This is a genomic window from Cetobacterium sp. ZWU0022 (genome assembly GCF_000800875.1).
Taxonomy (GTDB): domain Bacteria; phylum Fusobacteriota; class Fusobacteriia; order Fusobacteriales; family Fusobacteriaceae; genus Cetobacterium_A.
In genome coordinates this window covers 1-19,850 of the sequence record NZ_JRJZ01000100.1, presented here as the reverse complement: position 1 = coordinate 19,850, position 19,850 = coordinate 1, and the positions used below count along the sequence as shown (strand labels likewise).

Sequence of the window (19,850 nt, the reverse complement as noted above, 5' to 3'; positions counted from 1 at the left end):
ACCTTCCTATTTATAATTATATTTAATATATAATTATATCACCCTCCTTAAAGTTTTTCAAATTTTTGGAGATTTTTTTACAGTTTTTTTACTAGAATTTCCCGATTATATTTATGAACCATCCTTGTGTCTCATAATCTAAATCTTTTCCACCGTTTTTATAACGTAAGTCTTTTAAATTATCATCAAACTTACTGAAGTTATACCCCACTCCAACTTGCATATTTTCATTTATATCTCTATAAACTCCAACCTGAGCACCATGCTTAACTTCATCTGTTTTTCTACTTTCTAATATATGATATTCTGCAAAAACATCCCATCTGTATATTATTTCATATGTCATTCTCATCGAATACATATTTATTGTATTACTATGCCAATCTCCTCCAGAAACTAATCTTACTTTATCCTGTCTTATTGCATATTTTCCTGCCACAGTTAATCTCTGAGTCCAATCATAAATAGCTTCTACTGTATATAAGTGAGCTTTAAAATTAAAGTCTGTTGAATCTCCTACAGTTCCAGATCCGTTTGTATCATAGATATAGTTCCATCTTGATATTAAATTTAACCTATCATTAAATACTGGTCTATAACCAAACCCTAACCCTAACTCGTAGAACTTATCATCACCATCGAAAGTTCTAGATAAGTACTCATTATTATCTTTCTTCAAAGTATAGCTATCACCATCTATTGAAACATAGTTAGCTTCTCCAAATATTGTATACTCTGGAGTCGGTTTCCATTTTGCGTTATTAATAAATGCCCAACTAGAAGATGACCTAGCTCCTGAATCTCTACCATACTCAAGTCTATGCTTTGAATATAGCTCTTCAGTTTCATATCTCAAGCTAGTTCCTAAATTATTTCTAGTTACTTTTCCATCTTCAATGTCCACATCTCCTCTTTCATATAGGAATCCTAAGAAAATATTTTTTTCATATTCATAATCAACACCATAACCTTGCAACAATCCTTTTTCTGAATAATTTTTCATTATACTATTCTCTTGGAAAAGAGTTACTCTATCACTGTATAGGAATCTTTGTCCTATTGTTAAATCTTTAGTTGTATCATCTTCATTTTCATGTGTATAACCTGCATATATCTCATAATCAGGACTATACTTATAACCTATAGTTACTTCTGCTGCTTCTCCTCTATTTCCAGTAGTTAAAGCACCTCCAAGTTCTAATTTCTCTGTAGGTGTATATTTTCCTCCAACGGTTATAGAATTATTTGGTGCATACCCTTTGTCCCGCCAAACAGAAGATTGTAATTTTAAATATCCGTCTAGCTCTTCATTAAATTTATACCCAACTCTTGTACCTAAAAGAACAGCCTCACCGTTATCTAAATCCTCACTGTTTAATGTTACTAATTCTGACTCATCCTCTTTTTCTTCTACATACTTAACTTCAAATCCAATATCTAATTTTTCTGTCACTTCTCTATTTATTCCTAAAGAAATCTCCTTTTGCTCTTGGAAACCTTCTTTTTTTCCGAGATCATCAAAATCAGTTTCTTTATATTTTGTAGCTTCTGTAAAGAGTAGAGTTTTCTCATTAATTTTATGCTCTGCTCTAAAACCAATCTCCTCTTTTTCTAAACCACTAGCCTCTGACGCTGTTGAGAATTCCTTATCTTTTCTAGAATACCAAAAAAGTAAATTGTCATCTAAATTAAACTTTTCACTATAATCACTTGGTGCTAAACTTGCCTCAATATAATAGGCTTGACCTTTTCCATTTTCATTTATTATTGGTTGCTGAATAAAATCATAACCACCATTATATGAAAACCAATTTGAATCTTTAGTTAGCTGATTTCCTTCACTTTCCGAATATTCTCCTTTAATATACGTTCCATTAGATTTTTTCAGTGTTAAATCTGCACTTTTCAATTCATAGTCTGCTAATGAACCTTTTCTATTTTCTTTAACATAAGTTCCACCAACACCTATATTATCAGTTAGCCAAGTTTTACCTCTTCCACCTGCTGTTAAATTTGAAATATTATCTGCTGAAGAATAGAATTCATAATCCGCTATTAAATAAATATTTTTTTCTCCTGATGGAGTATTTTTTACTATATCTGTATTTTTTTCTGAGAAGTAGTTTTGACTCAGAGGTTCTGAAAGAATAACTCTTCCCGACAGCTCATTTATTGTATAGTCTGCCCCTTCTGTTAGAGTTACTCTATCTAGAATTCTACCTGTTTTCTTATCTTTTATTTCTATTGTTAACTTTGCACTTCCTATTACTATATCTCTTTCACTCAAAGCGTAAATACTTCCTCCAGTTCCCAAGAAAGAATCTCTTTTATAGCTTGTGTCAGGATTAGCTGCAAAGACTTCTATGTGGTGTTTCGATTCTCCAAATGGATTTATCTCCAAACTATTGTATTCACCTCTAGCTCCATAAAGACTACGATTATAATTATTAAAGAATCCTGAATCTAAACCTGTTTCATAGTTCCCCCATAAAACTTGAGATTTATCCCAATCAACTCTTAAATACGCCTTACCCTCAGTTTCAACATCATAATAACGTTCTGATTCATCCCCATAGTCAAACGGTAAATATTGTCTATCAAGCTTTCTAAAAATAGCATTTTTATCTCTCATATGGAAATCACTAAACATATTTTTTATTTCATCTTCCCAAGTATCAGCTTGAGCTGTTATTTTATATTTATCTTTTATTCCTTTGTAATAAAAAGCTAATCTTCCAGTATTGTAATAGCTCTCTCTAAAATCCGGATCATTTTGAAGTATTGAATCGCTTCCTGATACTTTATTATTTCCTAAAGTAAAATCCGCTAAAGCTACTAAATATTGATAATTTTTAACTGTCTCAACTTCTATTGGATAGTGTTTATGTTTCCCATCCTTTTCTATTTCAAAATTATATACTTTTGAAGTTTCATCTGAAACAGTTTCATAAATAAAATCACCTGTAGAATCTAAATCAATATTTTGATTATCAATTTTTACTATTGATTTTGGATCAATATCCCTACCGTAGAATCTAATTTTAGATCCTACGATGGGTATATTTTGTAAAGCCAAGTCATTTGTTCCATAGACTTTCTCTTTTAGTGAGCTATCATCTTCGTTCGTTTTTTTCATTACCATATCGTTTAAATTTAGTGTCTTTATATCTGTTTCATCATAAGTTCCATTTTCACCATAAACTCTAAGAACATAATATAGTTTATTTACATTCTTTAAGTTTTGATTTTTTGAAACTAAACCATCCCATACTATTGGAGTATTAAAATCTATTCTATCTCCAATTACTTTTCCTATAGGATTTCTTCTTAATATATCCCCTTCTTTATATATTAGCAGTTCATAACTTTTAATACTTTTATCATAGTTTGTATAGGTATAGAAAATAACCTCTTCTTTTATATTCCCCATTCCGTCAACCAAAACATATGGTTTCGTAAGTATATTCAATCTTGGATCTACTGCTACTGGATCTACTATACTATAGATAACACCTCTTCTATTTTCTAAAAAAGCTCTACCTTTATATGTTAAATCCTCTGTTTCTGGTAATCGATTTGCTTCTATGAAAGGTGAGTCGAGTTCCAGTTTCTGGAACTCAACACCTCTTACATTTTCTTCTGAATCACTCCAATTTTCATTTTGCAAATTTTGAGTTGATACTGTTTCAATTATTTCATACTCATCAAAAGAGTTGGGAGGTTCAACTACTTGAGCACTTGCTGTTGAAATTATCAATCCTAGTAAAATCAAACGTATACTCCAGTTACTTTGTAAGTGATTACTCATCTATATCGCCTCCTTTTTGCTTTGAATATATTGAACTTTTACTTTTTCATCACTCAAATAATCCTTTAAAGCCTCTAGCAGTTTCTCTCTTCTCTTTTCATCTAAATCCTTATTCCCACTTCTATTTAACTCAACTAATAAGTGGTCTTTAGATTTTAATTTTTTCATAATTTCATCGAAAAGATCTTTATAAACAACAGGCTTTATCTCGGCTGAACTTTCATAGAATAAGACTCCTGGGAAAATTCTAACTCTCAACAATCTTGTCCCATCTGCTTTTGACTCATATGTTGTTCTAGGTAAAACTACTCCAAAGTTATATTTTATCATCGTTGTTCCTAATCTTTGAACTTTTGGATTTTCTGTTGTAAATATACTTCCAACAGGCAATGTTGTTGCATCAACTTTTAAAATATAATTTTTACCTTTTTTATCAGAAACTTCAGGTATATGGAATCTTCCGTATTGATCTGTTATTATTACTAACCCTTCAACATTGGCAACTCTTACTCCTGGAATTCCTTCCTCTATCAATCCTGTGTTTATTACAGTAATCTTTTGATAGTATTTAATTTTATTCTCTTTATTTTTATTAGTTGCTTTTTTCAATATCTGTCTTCTTACAACGATATTTTGTGACACCATACCTTTAGCTTTTAAACCAGTATGATTACTTACAACTCTATTGTCTTTTGTTAGAGTTATATCTGTTCCTTCTGCTGTAGTAACTCTAATATCTCCTAAGTTTGAAATATCAGTTAATCCCGTGTAAATTTCAACTCTACTCTTCTCTAAATCTTCTCTTTCACTCATTCTACCATGTAGAACCTCTTTTAACTTTATTCCTCTTTCTAAAGGAACACTCTGATCTTTAATAGCTTTTGTAATACCATCAACTATATAGTACGTACTATTTGGAACATATGCATTTTCTGGAATATCTTGTTTTATTGATATTTCTGTTGCTCTATTGTCATCTTGAATTCCGTCCCCGTCTCTATCATGGAATACTTTTCCAATTACAGTTGTTGTTTCAAATAATGGATCTTCAACTACATCAACTTCTGCTACATCTTCATTCGAAACTGGTTTTCCTGATGTATTCGTTACAACTGCCACATTTTTATAAGTTCCTCTTACAACTCCAATAGATACTTTTGTTAAGTAAACAACTTCAATTTGCTCTTTACTTTCTAAATCAAACGGTCCAATAACAATAGTATTCCCTTCATAAGTAACATCTATAGTCCCAACTTTCTCTCCATTTTTGATTATTCCTAAAGAATCATCAACATATTTAAATCCAGCTGGTGGGGTATCTTTTATTTTAAGATTTTTAATAGGTTGACTCTCGTTATTTGTAATTACTAAGCTATAAGGTACAAATTTCCCTATCGATGTTTCTTTTACTCCAGCCTCTTTATCTATCGACACTAAAGGCTTTTTAACTTTTACCTCTGCTTCTGCTTCTATTTCAGGTAATCCAACAATAGCTACTTTAGCTATATTTCTAACTTTTTGTACATTTAAATCTAATGATGTTTTAGCTCTAATTGTATATGTTAGAGTTTCACCTGCAGCTATTTCAGCATCAGTAATATTTAAATTAATATTTGGACCTGGAATAGTTCCTATTAGTGAATTAGGTCCTGCAACTCCTGTTATAGACCAACTTGTATAAGCTGGTATCTTTGAACCACTATTTGATAGCTCTGTCATTTCAGATATATTGTCTATTACAGTGAAGTTTAATGCTCTTGTTGATCCACTATTTTTAACTTCTATAGTGTATTCTATCTCTTCTCCTAATAAAACTTGATCTTGCTTTGCTACTTTCGTTAACTCTAGTTGCATAGCTTTTCCAATCACATCAACAGTTGCACTTACAGGTGTCTCTAAATCAAATCCACCATCATTTTGCTGATCATAATTTGCTGATGCTGTATTTGTTATTTTTTCACCACTTTTTAATGAAACATTATTTTTTACAGTTGCTTTTATTACTACTATTGCTTCTGTATCAATTCTTGATATTTTGATTTCAGAAGTTGAGCCATTGATATCTCCAGTGTAAGCTATGTCGCTTTCACCTTCTTTTACAGAAACTATTTTAATTGTTTCCGGATCAAACAATGCCTCTCCTAGTTCATTTTTAATCTCAGAAATCTTATCAATCAACTGTACATTAAACACTATTTTATCTGTTTTTAATTTAATTGTGTATGTAACCTCTTCACCATTTACAATTTTATCATCAGATTCTAACTGGGTAAGTACAGTTTTTTCTATAGCTATCACTGGTTTTCTTGGAGTTGACGTCACTTCAGATTCTAAGTTTTTATCTTCTCCAAAACCATCTTGACTTAAAATTTTAGCTTTAGCTATATTTACTATACTACCAACTATCGAATCTTTAACTTGAACTTCTATTATATAAGTTATTTTTGATTTTGGTTTCATATCTAACTTATCTACTATATTTCCTTGAGCCGTTTCAATCGGTGTAACTCTTACTGAGTTTTCAGGTTCAATTAATCTAGTTATAGTTGCTTCTGGTTCAAATGGATAAACCATCTCTCCTAGGTTATTTAGAGATCTAATATCTTTAATGATATCAGTACCTTCAATTCCAACTATATTATTATCTCCAGAATTCTCTAAAGTTACTATATAAACTAATTTCTCTGAAGGATTAAACTCTTTTAAATCTACTGTTTTAGTTAAACTAACTTTAGGTATTTGAGCAAAAACATTTACTTTTGCTTCGATAACCTCTTCTTTTTCTCCTACTTTAATACTTAAAACAGCTTTATTTTGTATTATAGATACTGCTTCTGTCGACACTTTTATTTTTGCAACAAATGTAATTGTGCTTCCATTTTTTATATCTATTTCAGCTTTTAAATTTGGATTATCTTCTAATATTACAATTGAGTTTTCAGAATCTGAAGATACATACTCAATCGATAAAGTTCCATTCTCAAATGCTGCTCCTAAGTCTCCATTTGGATACAGTTTAGTCTGAACTTCTGTAAACATATCAGTTAATATTGCATTTCTAACCCATCCATCTCCATTATTACTTACAACTATAGTATATTCAATCTCTTCTCCTGGAGAATATAGATATGTTGATGTATTTGGTAATAATGTTTTCGTCTTAACTGTTTTTGTCAATCCAAGAAGTCCAATTTTTCCAGTTGAAACAGCTTGTTTTACTATCTCTTTTTCTACTGCTCCGCCTTCTCCTTGTTCAGTGTATTTACCTACCGCTGTATTTACTAGCGTTCCAAATACATTAGGTTTTGTTACTGCTGATAACTTCAATACCACTTCGTCTCCAACTCCTAAATCTAGTACTGCTTTATATGTATCTCCTGCAGCTGAGTCTTTAACTAACTCCTCTTTTAAGGCAGATGTTGATGGTATTTCTAAAGAAACTCTTTGCCAAGATGCGAACGCTAATCCTGTTGATGAGCTTTCTCCCGCTATCTCTCCTACAACTTTTCCAATTTCATCAGTTAATACAAAGTTTGGTATTATTGATAACCCTGGATTTTTTATTCTTATTGTATATTCTAATGTATCTCCTGAGTTATATTCTGCTTTATCCACAACTTTTGTTAATTCTGGTGTAGATTGAGCACTTTTAATAATCGCTTCTCTCTCATAACTCTCTTTGCTATCTGGATAACTAAATGATGCTATATTTTTTATATCACCATATATATTACTTTCCGCTATTCCTTTAATCTCTATTATTACTTTTGATGCTTTTCCTAAATCTACTATTAAATCTACTATATCTCTTCCCTCTTCTAAAGAAAGTAAGCTATTTATATTTGAGTTTTCTAAATCGCCTTCTACTCTTGATGTTATCTTCCATCCTGGTTTAAAGGCTAGTGTAGTTCCTCCTCCTATTTTATCTGCTACAATAGTACTTATGATATCTCTTATTGTTATATTATTCGCTACATTTTCAGTAGAGATATTCTCTAGTACAACTCTAAATCCAATCTCTCCATTTGGAACATATGTTGGATTTATCGCTTCTTTTGTTAATCTTACATCTCCTGGATTAGTTTTAGAAACAACATCTCTTTCTAACTTTACTAATCCCTCTGGTCCAACATACTCTACATAACCTGTATTTACTATATCTCCTACAACATCATCCTCTACAACTGCTGTTACTGTATAAGTTAATACGTCCTCTGGTGATATATCTATCTTATCGTTTATATCTATATTCGACAAATTAGGCGCTTGATTGTATATTGTTCCTGTTCCTTTATCACTTCTACTTACTGTCCAAGATTTAAATGCTATCACTTGACTTTCATCCAATCCTGTCGCTTTTATTTTCGAAATTTCATCTACAAAACTTACATCATTTATGAATGTTTTACTCTTGTTAGTTATCTTAAGTTCATAAACTATATTTCCACCTTGAACATAGTCAGTTCCACCTATTATTGTTTTAGTGAATTCTAAAACTCCTTTTTCTGGATCTATTTCTGGTGTTTCAGATGTTTTGTCATTTGCTGTCGCAATATTTTTAGGTATAACTCCTGTTGCTTTTGAGTTTATTTTCCCTGTTATTAATATTGTAACTGTATCATTCACATCTATATCCGCTACTAAATCTATATCACTATTTTCAGCAACAGTATTCGGTGTTATTATTGTTGTTGCCTTTTCAGATGAAATTGATACCGTCCAGCTTTCAATTGCATTTTCTAAGCTTCCTCCAGCTGTTTCTACTTTTAATTTTGAAATTTCATCTTTTATGATTACGTTCTTCGCTAATCCTATTCCACTATTTTTCACCTTAATTTCATATTCGATAGTATCTCCAGCTTTATATTTTTGTCCTGTAAACGCTACCCCACCTAAAGTCTTTATATTTTTAAGAACTGTTACGTCCCCTGGCGCTGAAGGTGTTTTTACTGAATCTGAAACTGGTATGTCATTATGTGTAGCTACTGCAACGTTTTCTATATCTGCAAAAGGAACCCCATTTTCGACATCTCCGATTGTAACTTCAGCTTCTATAGTAACCTCTACTGTTTCTAGTGGATCCATATCTACTATTGCCTCTACTGGTGTTGTAGAGAACTCTGTTGGTAAATATGTTCCTATCTCTGATCCTTTATCATTTTTAACGCTGATTACCTTCCAATTTTTAAATGGTAATATTGTCTTTCCAGCTATATTTGTACTTACTGGAATATTATTTAAAGAATCTGTTATTAATACTTTTTCTAAATGAATATTCGATTCATTCTTCGCTTTTATTATATAAGTTAACTTTTGACCTGGCGCATAAGTCGGCTCTAAAGTTTCCTTTATGATAGAGATCATTCCCGGAATAGGTTTTGTTTCAACCTCATTACTATCAACTGGTGGTTTCTCTCCATCTTTAAATTTAGCTTTATTTCTTAAAATTGATGTTACATCCTCTTTTAATTTAGCTACTATTGTAAATGTAACCTCACTTAAAGGTGCTATGTCAACTTTAGCGAATAAATCTGTACTCTCTGGTAGTATTTCAGGATTTATAAACGAGAATTCTGAAGTTTTAGTTGCAGTAATAGTCCAAGATAAGAATGCGCTTACATTTAAGTTCTCATCTTTTATTTCTGAAATTTTATCTTCTACTATTATCTCATTTGCCCATCCTAATCCAGCATTTTGAAGCAATACTGTAAACACTAATGTATCTCCATCTTCATAAACATTTTTATTTATTGTTTTTCTTATGAATAATTCTGATGATTTTCCAGTTGTTTCAGCGTTAGCTTCTAATTTTTTCTCTGTATTTTGTCCGTCTCTATAAGTTAGTAATACTAAGTTATCTATTTTACCGTAAGCTCTTTCATCTAAAACTCCTCTTAAAGTGATTATAATCTTATCTGATGGAGCTATATCTAGCTTTGCTTTATAAGTATCACCATCTGTAATTTCTGATACTACTGATGAAGTTACTGGTACAGATGTCAACTCTCTTGTCCATGAAGTAAAAGCTAATCCAGTTCCTGGAGCTGCTATTCCTACTAAAGTTGTTTCTAAAGCTCCTATTGCATCTTCTAATTCAACTCCTATTGCAGCTCCTATTCCTGTATTTTGTATTTCAATTGTATAAACAATTTCATCCTGTGGTCCATACTCTGGTGTATTTACATTTTTTACTAATGTTAATACAGGATCCTTTGGTTTTATTACTGCAGTAACTTCTTTATTCTCATTAGTATCAGGATATTCATAGCTTGCAGTATTTATTATATCTCCATATATTTTATCTGCTGCTGTCCCTCTAATTTGAATTATAATTTTTGTATTTTTTCCAATATCAAGGTTCACAGCATTTATATCTCCTGTTGCTGGAATTGAAGTGGCATCTGTATTCACAGTATCTCCTACAACCTGATAAGTTATTGTCCAAGCGGGGTCAGCTTTAAATGCTGGTACTGGATTTGATTCTCCAATTTTATTTACTTTTACTTCGCTTATTAAATCTGTTAATTTTAAATCATTTATTAAGTTTGCTGAAGTATTTTCTATTACAATATCAAATCCTATCACGCCACCAGGAGAATAAAACTCTTCATATGGTGACTTTGTAATACTTGCTAAACCTATTTTTGAATCTGATTCTACACTTACTGGTCCTAGTACAGGTGTCTCAGTTTTGTTTTTCTTATACGTTCCTGTAGTTGTATTTATTATTTTTCCAACTATATTATCATTTATAATTGCAGTAATTTTGAATTTAACTATATCTCCTGGAGCTAAATCCATAGTCTCATTTAAATTAACATTATTTTTAGGATAAGTTCCACTAAATATAGTTTCTGGCTTTAAGTTAGACATCTCTATTTGCCAGTTTGGTTTAAATGCTGTAACTTCAATTCCTGCTAAATTTAAAGCTTTTACATCACCTATTAAATCCACTACATTTACATCATTAAGCCAAATCTTATCGTTTGGATTAGAAACTGTAACTTCATAAACTATTGTATCCCCTGCACTGTATTCAGATTTATCTAATCTAGAGTCTTCCACAACTATTTTTTTAGTTAAACTCGGTGCTGTTCCTACTTTTGGAGGAATAGGTGGTGTAACTTTATCCTCTCCATTTATTATTGCAATATTTGGAGAAATAGTCCCAATTGCATTAGTTGCAACTGTTGCCTCTATTATAAAGTTTACATATTTATCAGGTCCTAAATCAACGATATCATCTATCACTGCTGGACTTGATAATGGATATGTTCCATCAACTTTAGCTGCTGGTGATTTATCTAAGGTTACTGTCCAAGTACTAAATGCTGACCCTACTGCTCCTCCTGCTAACTCTGTAACCACAGATGCTATATCATCTTTTACTGTTATATTATCTGCAACTCCATTTCCAGTATTTCTTAGACCTATTGTGTAAACAACTTTATCTCCTGGAGAATAAGTCATTCCTGATGTATAAGGTACTCCTGCAATACTTGTTATTGTCTTCGTTCTTTCTAATACTGGTGGATAAGGAGTAAATATTACTTCGTTAGAGTTTTCTGTTATCAGATTTCCACCTGCTAACTCTACTATTATTGAAGCTGTATTTTTTATAACTGATTGTGGGAAGTTCAGATTAGTTTCATCCCCCTTTGTTATTTGAGCTCTAATCGTAACAGTTACTTTTTCCCCAGCCTTCAAGCTTGTTTTAACTGAAATATTTTCTCCTGATGGTTGTGTTGCTATTCCCGATGGCTGAGCACTTATTGGTCCTGCTGTTCCATCAGAATAAATAATACTATCTATTGACCACTGAGAATATGCAGGAATATTAGCTCCTCCACTTCCACCAACTAAAATTTGTTGTATATTATCAATTATCTCAAAATTATTTATTGCATTTTCACCATTTTGAACAACAATTTGATATAAAATAACGTCATCTAACCAGTATTGAACTGGATTTGCTGTAAACCCTGATCTTTCTCTTAGGTTATTTTGTAATTTAGTTATTGTTAAATCTGTTACCTTTGGAGTTGTTATAACCTCATTACTTAATTTTGGATCCGTTGTTGGATTAGTCGGATTATTTGGATCATACTGATATTTTGCAATATTTTTTATATCAGTTGTTGTATTTGGTTTTAATTTTGCTACTATTGTAAACTCTACTGAAGAAAGAGGTGCCAATGAAACTTTCGCATCTAAATTGCTATTTGGTGTCAATGTTGTAGAACTTATTAACTCTGTACTACCAAGTATAACCTTATCACTTCCAGCTACTTTATTTGCTACTATTGTCCATGACTCAAATGCACCAACAGATGCTCCGCCTATCTCTGCTAAAATTCCAGATATATCATCTGTAACTTTTATTCCATTTGCCCAACCTGTTCCTGTATTTCCAACAACAACTTTATAAGTTAAAGTATCCCCTGAAATATATGTTGCTTTATCAACTGTCTTTAATATTTGTACAATTGCTGGTAAGGGATTTACTGTTGTAGTATTGTTTGTTTTATCTTCACTAAATTCATTTCCTGATGAATCTAAAACTTTAGCTATGTTTGTTATCTTCCCTGCTGCTAGAGGATTTAGTGTTGCTTCTATTACTATAGTAACAGTATCTCCTGGATAAATATCCCCAGTTGCTTTAAATCCATTAGCATATGTAGTATCTCTAGTTATAATTGTAGCTGAATTTGTTTTTGTTAGAGTTACCACATTAAAGCTATCTATAGCTTTTCCAACTCCTCCAGTTGCTAATTCTGTTTCAATTAGTTTTAAATCATCTATTATCGTAACATCATTTAAATAACCTGTTCCTGTATTTTTTACAACAATTGTATAGATTAATTTTCCACCTACTGTATACGATTCTTTATTTACAACTTTGCTTAAATCTGCAATTCCTGGGGCTGGTGTCAACGTAACTGTTTTTGGTCCTAAATCAGTTCCATTATAAGATGCATTTCCTGTATTTACTATATTTCCAATTGCTGTAGTTGCTGCCTTTCCTTTTATTCTAACAACTACAATCTCTCCTGGTCCTAAAGTAACTTTTCCTGCACTTATATCTACTCCATTCGTAATTCCTGAAGTTGCAAATTTAGTGCTATCTCCACTAACACTTACAATTTCATAAATCCATCCCGATTGGAAAGCTGGCACTTGTCCTCCATTTGAAGAATCAACTTTTATAGTACTTACCAAATCACTTAAATTAATATCTTTTGCAATTGCATTCGTACTTGTATTGCTAAGAACCAATCTAAATCCAATATCTCCACCTGGAGTATATGTTGTACTTCCTGTTATTAAAGGAACTTTATTAAATTCAACAACTGCTGTTCTAGGATTAATTTTATCGCTTGGCTTCTCCACGTTATCTATTTTTGCAATATTTACAATCTCACCAGCTGCTAAACTAGATGTTGTTGCTTTTATTGTAATTTCAACTTTTCCGCTTGGTGCTATATCCACTTCTGTATTGATATTCGTATTATCCGCCAAAGCATTTTGTAAAATTGTCTGACCGTTAAAAGCCGTATTACTATGAGTTATAAGGCTTGTTATTGTCCAGTTTGCAAAAGCTTGTCCTTGGCTACCATTTAAAAGAGTCGTCTTAATATCACTTATCAAATCAACTATTTTTATATCATTACCAAAACCTTCACCAGTATTTTCTATTGTAATTTTATACTCTACAACTTCGTTTGGCCCATAAATTTTATTCGCTGGGGCTATTAGCTCTTTTTTAGAAGATATTATTGGCGCCTTTGGGTTTATTGGATTACTTGGATAACTTACTCCATTTACTATCGCAATATTTGCCGGTATAGTTCCAATTGCTGATTTCACAATATTTCCTGTTATTGTATATACAATTTTATCTTTCGGTGCAAAATCAACTTCAACTTGTAAATTCGTGCTACTATTACCAGCTGATGGTTTAATATCTGTTAAAACTGGCTTTGATAATGTGTTAGTAACCACTGGAGATGAAATTGATATATTTTCAAGTCCTTTTCCTGTTGCATCTCCAGTTAAGCTAGTAACTATTGCATCAAGATTATCTCCAATAGCTAAGTTATTGAAGAAGCTACTTCCTATATTTTCAATTTCAACTTTATACTCTACAGAATCTCCTGGAGCATAAGTCATTCCTGCTACAAAATCTACTCCATTTAGTTTCGTTAGAGTTTTCTTAGCAGTTATTACTGGTGGTACTGGATTTAAGCTTACATCTTTATTATTTCCATCATAAGTTGATCTGTTTGTAAATCTACCTATAACCGTATCCTTTAATGTCGCATCTATTCTAAACTCAATCCATCCTCCCGGAGCTATCGTAACCGAATTTGGAAGGTTAATTGTTTGATTTAAACCAGCAGATCCTATAGTTGTAACATTCCCACCAGATGTTGTAAAGCTAGCTGTATAACTAGCAAATACATTTGCTGTTGGAATTGCTACTGATCCTGGAGTTTCAGCAATCTCTCCTACTATATTTGCAACTATATCAGTATAAGTCTTTGAAGCACTCGTACCGAATCCAGTGTTTTCAACTCTCATTTTATAAACAACTTTATCACCAGGTAAAAAAGTTGTTTTAACTGTTGTTCCATTTTCTTCAAATACTTGTTTTGTATGATTAATAGTTGGATTTTTCATAAGTGAAGTTACAGCTGATTTCAAACCATTTAAACTAGCTGTATTTGTGATATTTCTAACTGCATTTTCATTTATTTTAGCTTTTATTATATAAACAATCTCTCCACCTGGATGAATATCCATCAATCCTTCTATTTTAGGCTTTGCTGCAGAATTTAAAACTTCTGTTCCTAAAGGGATAGAATTATTTATATCAGCCACTGTTGAAGCTCCTGTTTCACTTAACTTTGTTATTGTCCAACTATCAAAAGCTGGTCCTGTTACTCCTGTTGTTGCGTAGTTCGTCGTAATTGCACCTATTTCATCTAAGAAAGTTCCATTATTTAAAATTCCTTTTCCTGTATTTTTTAGAGTTACTTTATACTCTATAAAACCACCCGGCATATATCTATTTGTTAGAACTGTTGTTCCATCTGGTTTATAGAATTTTAAAACTTCTTTTTTAATTTCAGGTTTATCTATCGATGGTCCTACTTGGTTTGATACTGCATCTCCATCTACAATAGCTGTATTTGTAATAAAACCAACAGCTTTATCTGTTACTTTAGCTTTAATTTTATAAACTATAACTCCACCTATCGGTATATCTGGAGTTGCAGTTAATACTCCTGCAGTTATAATAGGATTTCCTAAATCTGCTTTAAATCCTGTTGCAGTACTGTTAGCTAAATCAACAGTTATATCTGATAAAGCTGACACAAGTGCTCCTGTTGAATCTGTAACTTTAATTACATTGAAGTCATCACTTACAGGTATATTTTGAGCATTACCATTACTATTATTCTTTATAGTTATTGTATATGTTATATATCCCCCAGGCTCATATTTACTAGGTAATACACTCTTTGTATTTTGTAAATTCCATCTAAAAGGAACTGTTACTAGACCGTTATTATTAATAGTTCCAATTGCATCTTTCCGAACTAAACCTTCTATTACGTATTGAACTTTTTCTCCAGGTTTAACATCCACTAAACCAATTAGATTTTCATTATTTGCTGGTCCTACTGTAAAAACAGTTTCTGTTCCATCTGTTTCATTTGTTACAATTTTTGTAACTGTAAATACTCCATTAAATGGATTTCCAACTGTTCCATCTATAAGTGGTACTGTTAAGTCTTTTACAAGCTCATTTATACTCAAATTATTTTGATATCCAGGACCTGTAGAAGTTGCTGTTATTGTATATTTTATAGTATCTACTCCTGGAATATATGTCGACTTATTAACTTCTCTAGTAACTCCTCCACCTGGTGGAACTATGTTATGTTGCACAGAACTTGTTCCGATTAAAGTTGTGCCCTCTAATACAGTTGCTATATTTGTTAGCTGAGTTGTAACGACTCTAGGATTAACTGTCGCAACTATTTTATACGTCATAGTTGAATTACCTGGTATTGTTATAGTATCATTTAAATCTGTCTTTGGACTTCCCAAAACAGATGTTGGATTTGAATTATTTAAATCTCTAAATATATTCCATGTATCAAATGCTGGCTGATTAGGCATATCTGTTACATTTTCAAGTCCTAAATCATTTGCATAAGTTGCTTTTATATTGCTAAGAACATCTTTTACTGTAACTACTTTTTCTGAACCTAATCTATTTATAACATCTATAAAGTAAGTTATTGTTCCTCCTGGTTCAAATATAGTGTTGTTACTTCTTTTCACAAAATCAAGAAGATTTCCTGAGCCTCCATTTTTTGTTATTGTTGCTGATGTCGTTGTTGTTAAATTATTTTGAGTATCTGTTACTTCTACTGTGTTTGAAACTGTATTTCCTAAGTAACTAGCTTTTACTTTAGCTGTAATTGTATACTCAACTTTTCCTCCAGGTGCTATATCTACAACTGCATTTAAATCAGTATTTATAGGATTACTTATCCCTGTTGTCGTTCCTAACCCTGTTGGTGTTCCATTTATCTCTATATTTTCAAAATATGTTGAGTTTAAAATATCTTTAATTAAAGCATCGTTTGCATATCCCTCTCCATTATTACTTACAACAACTTTAAATGATACAGTTCCACCAGGTATAAACGTTCCTGATATTGCTGTTTTAGATACATTTAAATTTGGTAATTTAGGTGTTGTTGTAGCAGAAGCAATTAAACCGTCGGCTTTTGCTGTATTAGTTATTGGACCGTATAAAATATTAGTTGAGGTTGGTGTTTTTAATGTTGCTGTTATTGTATACTTTACAGATCCAGCTGGTGAAATATTAACTGTGTCTACTAAATCAACATTACTAATACTAGTAGTTAATGTTGATTTTGTTTCACTTCCTGTTAGTACAGGAGCTGATATCGTCCAGCTACTAAAAGCTGTTGTTGTTGTACCATCGCTTAAAAGAGCTGCAATAGCTTCTGATACTTTATCTTCAACTTTTATTCCTATAGCAACCCCTGCAGTAGCATCATTTTTTACAACTACATCATATGTTATAGTTGTTGTTCCTCCTGCAACATATGTTGATGTTGGTGTCGTTTTTTCTATACTTATTTTTGAAACTTTTGTCTGTGATCCTTTATCAGAATAAACAGCTCCATTCACTGTTGCTAAGTTTTTAATAGCACCTTTTGCTTTGGGATTTAAAACCGCTTCTATTGTATAAGTTATTCTTCTGTTTGGTCCTAAAATTGCATTTGTTATATTTATATCTGCTGTTGGTGAATACGTTCCTGCACTTGTTGGATCTAAAACACTATTTACAAGTACTGGTGTGCTTCCAGATATATCATATATTTTCGAAGTTATATTCCAAGAATTAAATGCAGGTCCTGTTGTTCCATCTATTAACTGAGCTGTTACCAAGCTTAGCTTATCTGTAATCATTACATTAGTAGCATATCCATCTCCTGGATTATCAACATCTATTGTGTAAATTAGTGTTCCTCCTGGAACATATTCTGTAGTATTAACATTTTTAGCTACCTCTAAAATTGGAGTAGACATTTTTACTCCAGGTCCTGTTTCTACAACATTGTCTCCTGCTATTGTTGTACTATCTTGTATTAAACCAACAGTTGTAAGTTTTGTTTTTGCTTTTATTTCATAAACTATACTTCCATTTGGTCCAATATCTGCTGTTAAAATCAAATCTCCTGTATTATTTGTTGTATTTACTGTTCCAGATGCTGTTCCTACTCCTGATGTAGATAGAACAGATAAATCCCAACTATCAAATGCTGGAGCTAACGATCCATCTATTTGTGTTGCCTTTATTGAATTTATCAAATCTGTTATAGTAATATCATTCATAAAATTGTTATTTGGATTAGTTACTGTTATATTATAAGTTATAACATCTCCTGGTTTGTATTCTATCTGTGTTGGAACTTTTGTTATAACAACAGTACTATTATTTGCCAAAGCAACAGGTGTTGTTGTAACAGTCGCTGTTTTTTGTAGAACATTATCTTTCTTTAAATTAGCAACATTTACTATATTACTAATTGCAGAATCTTTTGCTACTGTTGTTATCGTATAAATTATACTTTCTCCAGGGAAGACTGATACTATATCCAATAAATTTGTATTAGATGTAGTTCCTCCGTTAGTTACTATAGCTGATAGAGATTTTGTTGACCCTGCAGCCAAGGCCGCATTTACAGTCCAAGTATTAAGTAATCCTGAAGATGCTACATCTGTAGCTGATGAAGTTCCATTATTCCCAAGTCTTCCTGTTATATTTGCCAATAAATCTTCTACTAGATAGTTTGAAGCTATTCCTGTTCCTGTATTTCTAACAGTTACTGTATAAGTAATTGTTTGTCCAGGTCTATAACTCGTTGGGTTTTGAGTTTTAGTCAAATTCATTACTGGCGCTACTGATGTTGTGCTTATTGTCGATACTTTTTCAACATTATTTCTATCAGTTGCTTTTGCTGTATTATCTATTGCTCCCACAATATCATCATTTACTTTTCCTGTTATTGTATACTCTACAAACGAATTTGTAGCTATACTTACATCTGTAGCTGATAAATTGCCTGTTGGTGAGAATAATCCTGCACTACTACCTCCTGATGCAGTCGCTGTTGTTGTTATTGTTCCTGGTACAAAAACTGATTTTACAGAACCATTCGCCGCAGTTGCTGTAATCGTTGAAAGAATATCCTCAATTTTCATTTTTGTAATTCCAACAGTACTTGAATTATTCTGAACTCTTACTTTATATGTTAAGTTTTGACCCGGTGTATAATTTGTTGTTGTAGTTGTCTTTATAATTGAATAGTCGTAAGTTGCTAAATTTAAAGTCAAAGGTAGTGAGCTCTCTGTTTGACCTCTCACTGTAGTTGTTGCAGTATTAACTATTGGAGTAGTTACCCCTGCTTTTACATTTGCAGTTATTGTATATTCTACTTTTCCTAAAGGACTAATCTCTATTCCCGTCGCAATTAAATTTCCAGAAGGTGAAAAACTTCCTGCTGTACTTGATCCTGTACTAGTCGCAGTTATAGTTGCCCCTGTTAAATCAGATGGTAAAATATCCTCTACTTTAAAATCTTTTATTGTAGTTGTTGAACTTGTATTTGTTATTGTTACCTTATAAGTTACAACTCCCTCTTTTTCGTAATAAGCTATTGGTGATGTCTTTCCTATTGTGTATGTGTAAGGAACTCTTGTTAAAGTAATATTTCCAGTTCCAATAGATGTATTGTTAGTTTCTTTTACAGTTACAACTGGAGTTAATTGACCATTTACCAAATTATTTACAGTTCCTCTCACGAAATACTCTACAAATCCTCCTACTGGTATATCTACACCATTAACTGAAAAATCACCATTTAATGGTACGCTCCCCGTTATAGCACCTGAACTACTACTACTAACTTGGTTTACCAAATTAGAAAAAGCCGCTCCTGAACCTCCTCCATCTAACGTTGAAGTTATTCCACTCAGCGGCGCTTCTATTTTTATATTTGTTAATGCTGTTGGTCCTGGATTAGTAATCCGTACCTTAAATCTTAATGTTTCTCCTGTGTCATACTCATTTGATTGTACAACTCCCGATGTATTAACTTTCTGAATTGTTACTACTGGAGCCGCCAATAAAAATATAGAATTTAATAAGAAAATAAATAGTGCTGAAAACCGTTTATATGTCCCCGTTGTCCCCATAGTTCCTCCTTAATATTTTTATACGTTTCAAAATATATTCTTTATGTTCTCTTTCATTCCTTTTTTCTATTTCATTATTTTGGAAATATTTATCAAAAATATAAAAACATCGAAGCAATTTATTAAAGTTTCAGATGAGCGTATCCTACAAATATATCGTGCATTAAAGCCTTACTGTGTTTTGCAACTTTGTTTAGCAGCACTGTAGCACCTTTAAAGAGCACCACCATTTTTT

2 protein-coding genes are annotated in these 19,850 nt (G+C 31.9%); both read right to left on the bottom strand.

Annotation, left to right across the window (positions count from 1 at the left end):
- Positions 1-91: 91 nt before the first annotated feature.
- On the bottom strand, positions 92-3,808 hold the full coding sequence (locus tag L988_RS08300; protein WP_047383331.1) for a hypothetical protein: 3,717 nt from the start codon (positions 3,806-3,808) through the stop codon (positions 92-94).
- Complete coding sequence (locus L988_RS08295; RefSeq protein WP_047383329.1) at positions 3,809-19,615, bottom strand: DUF11 domain-containing protein; 15,807 nt, start codon at positions 19,613-19,615, stop codon at positions 3,809-3,811.
- Between the last annotated feature and the right edge of the window lie 235 nt (positions 19,616-19,850).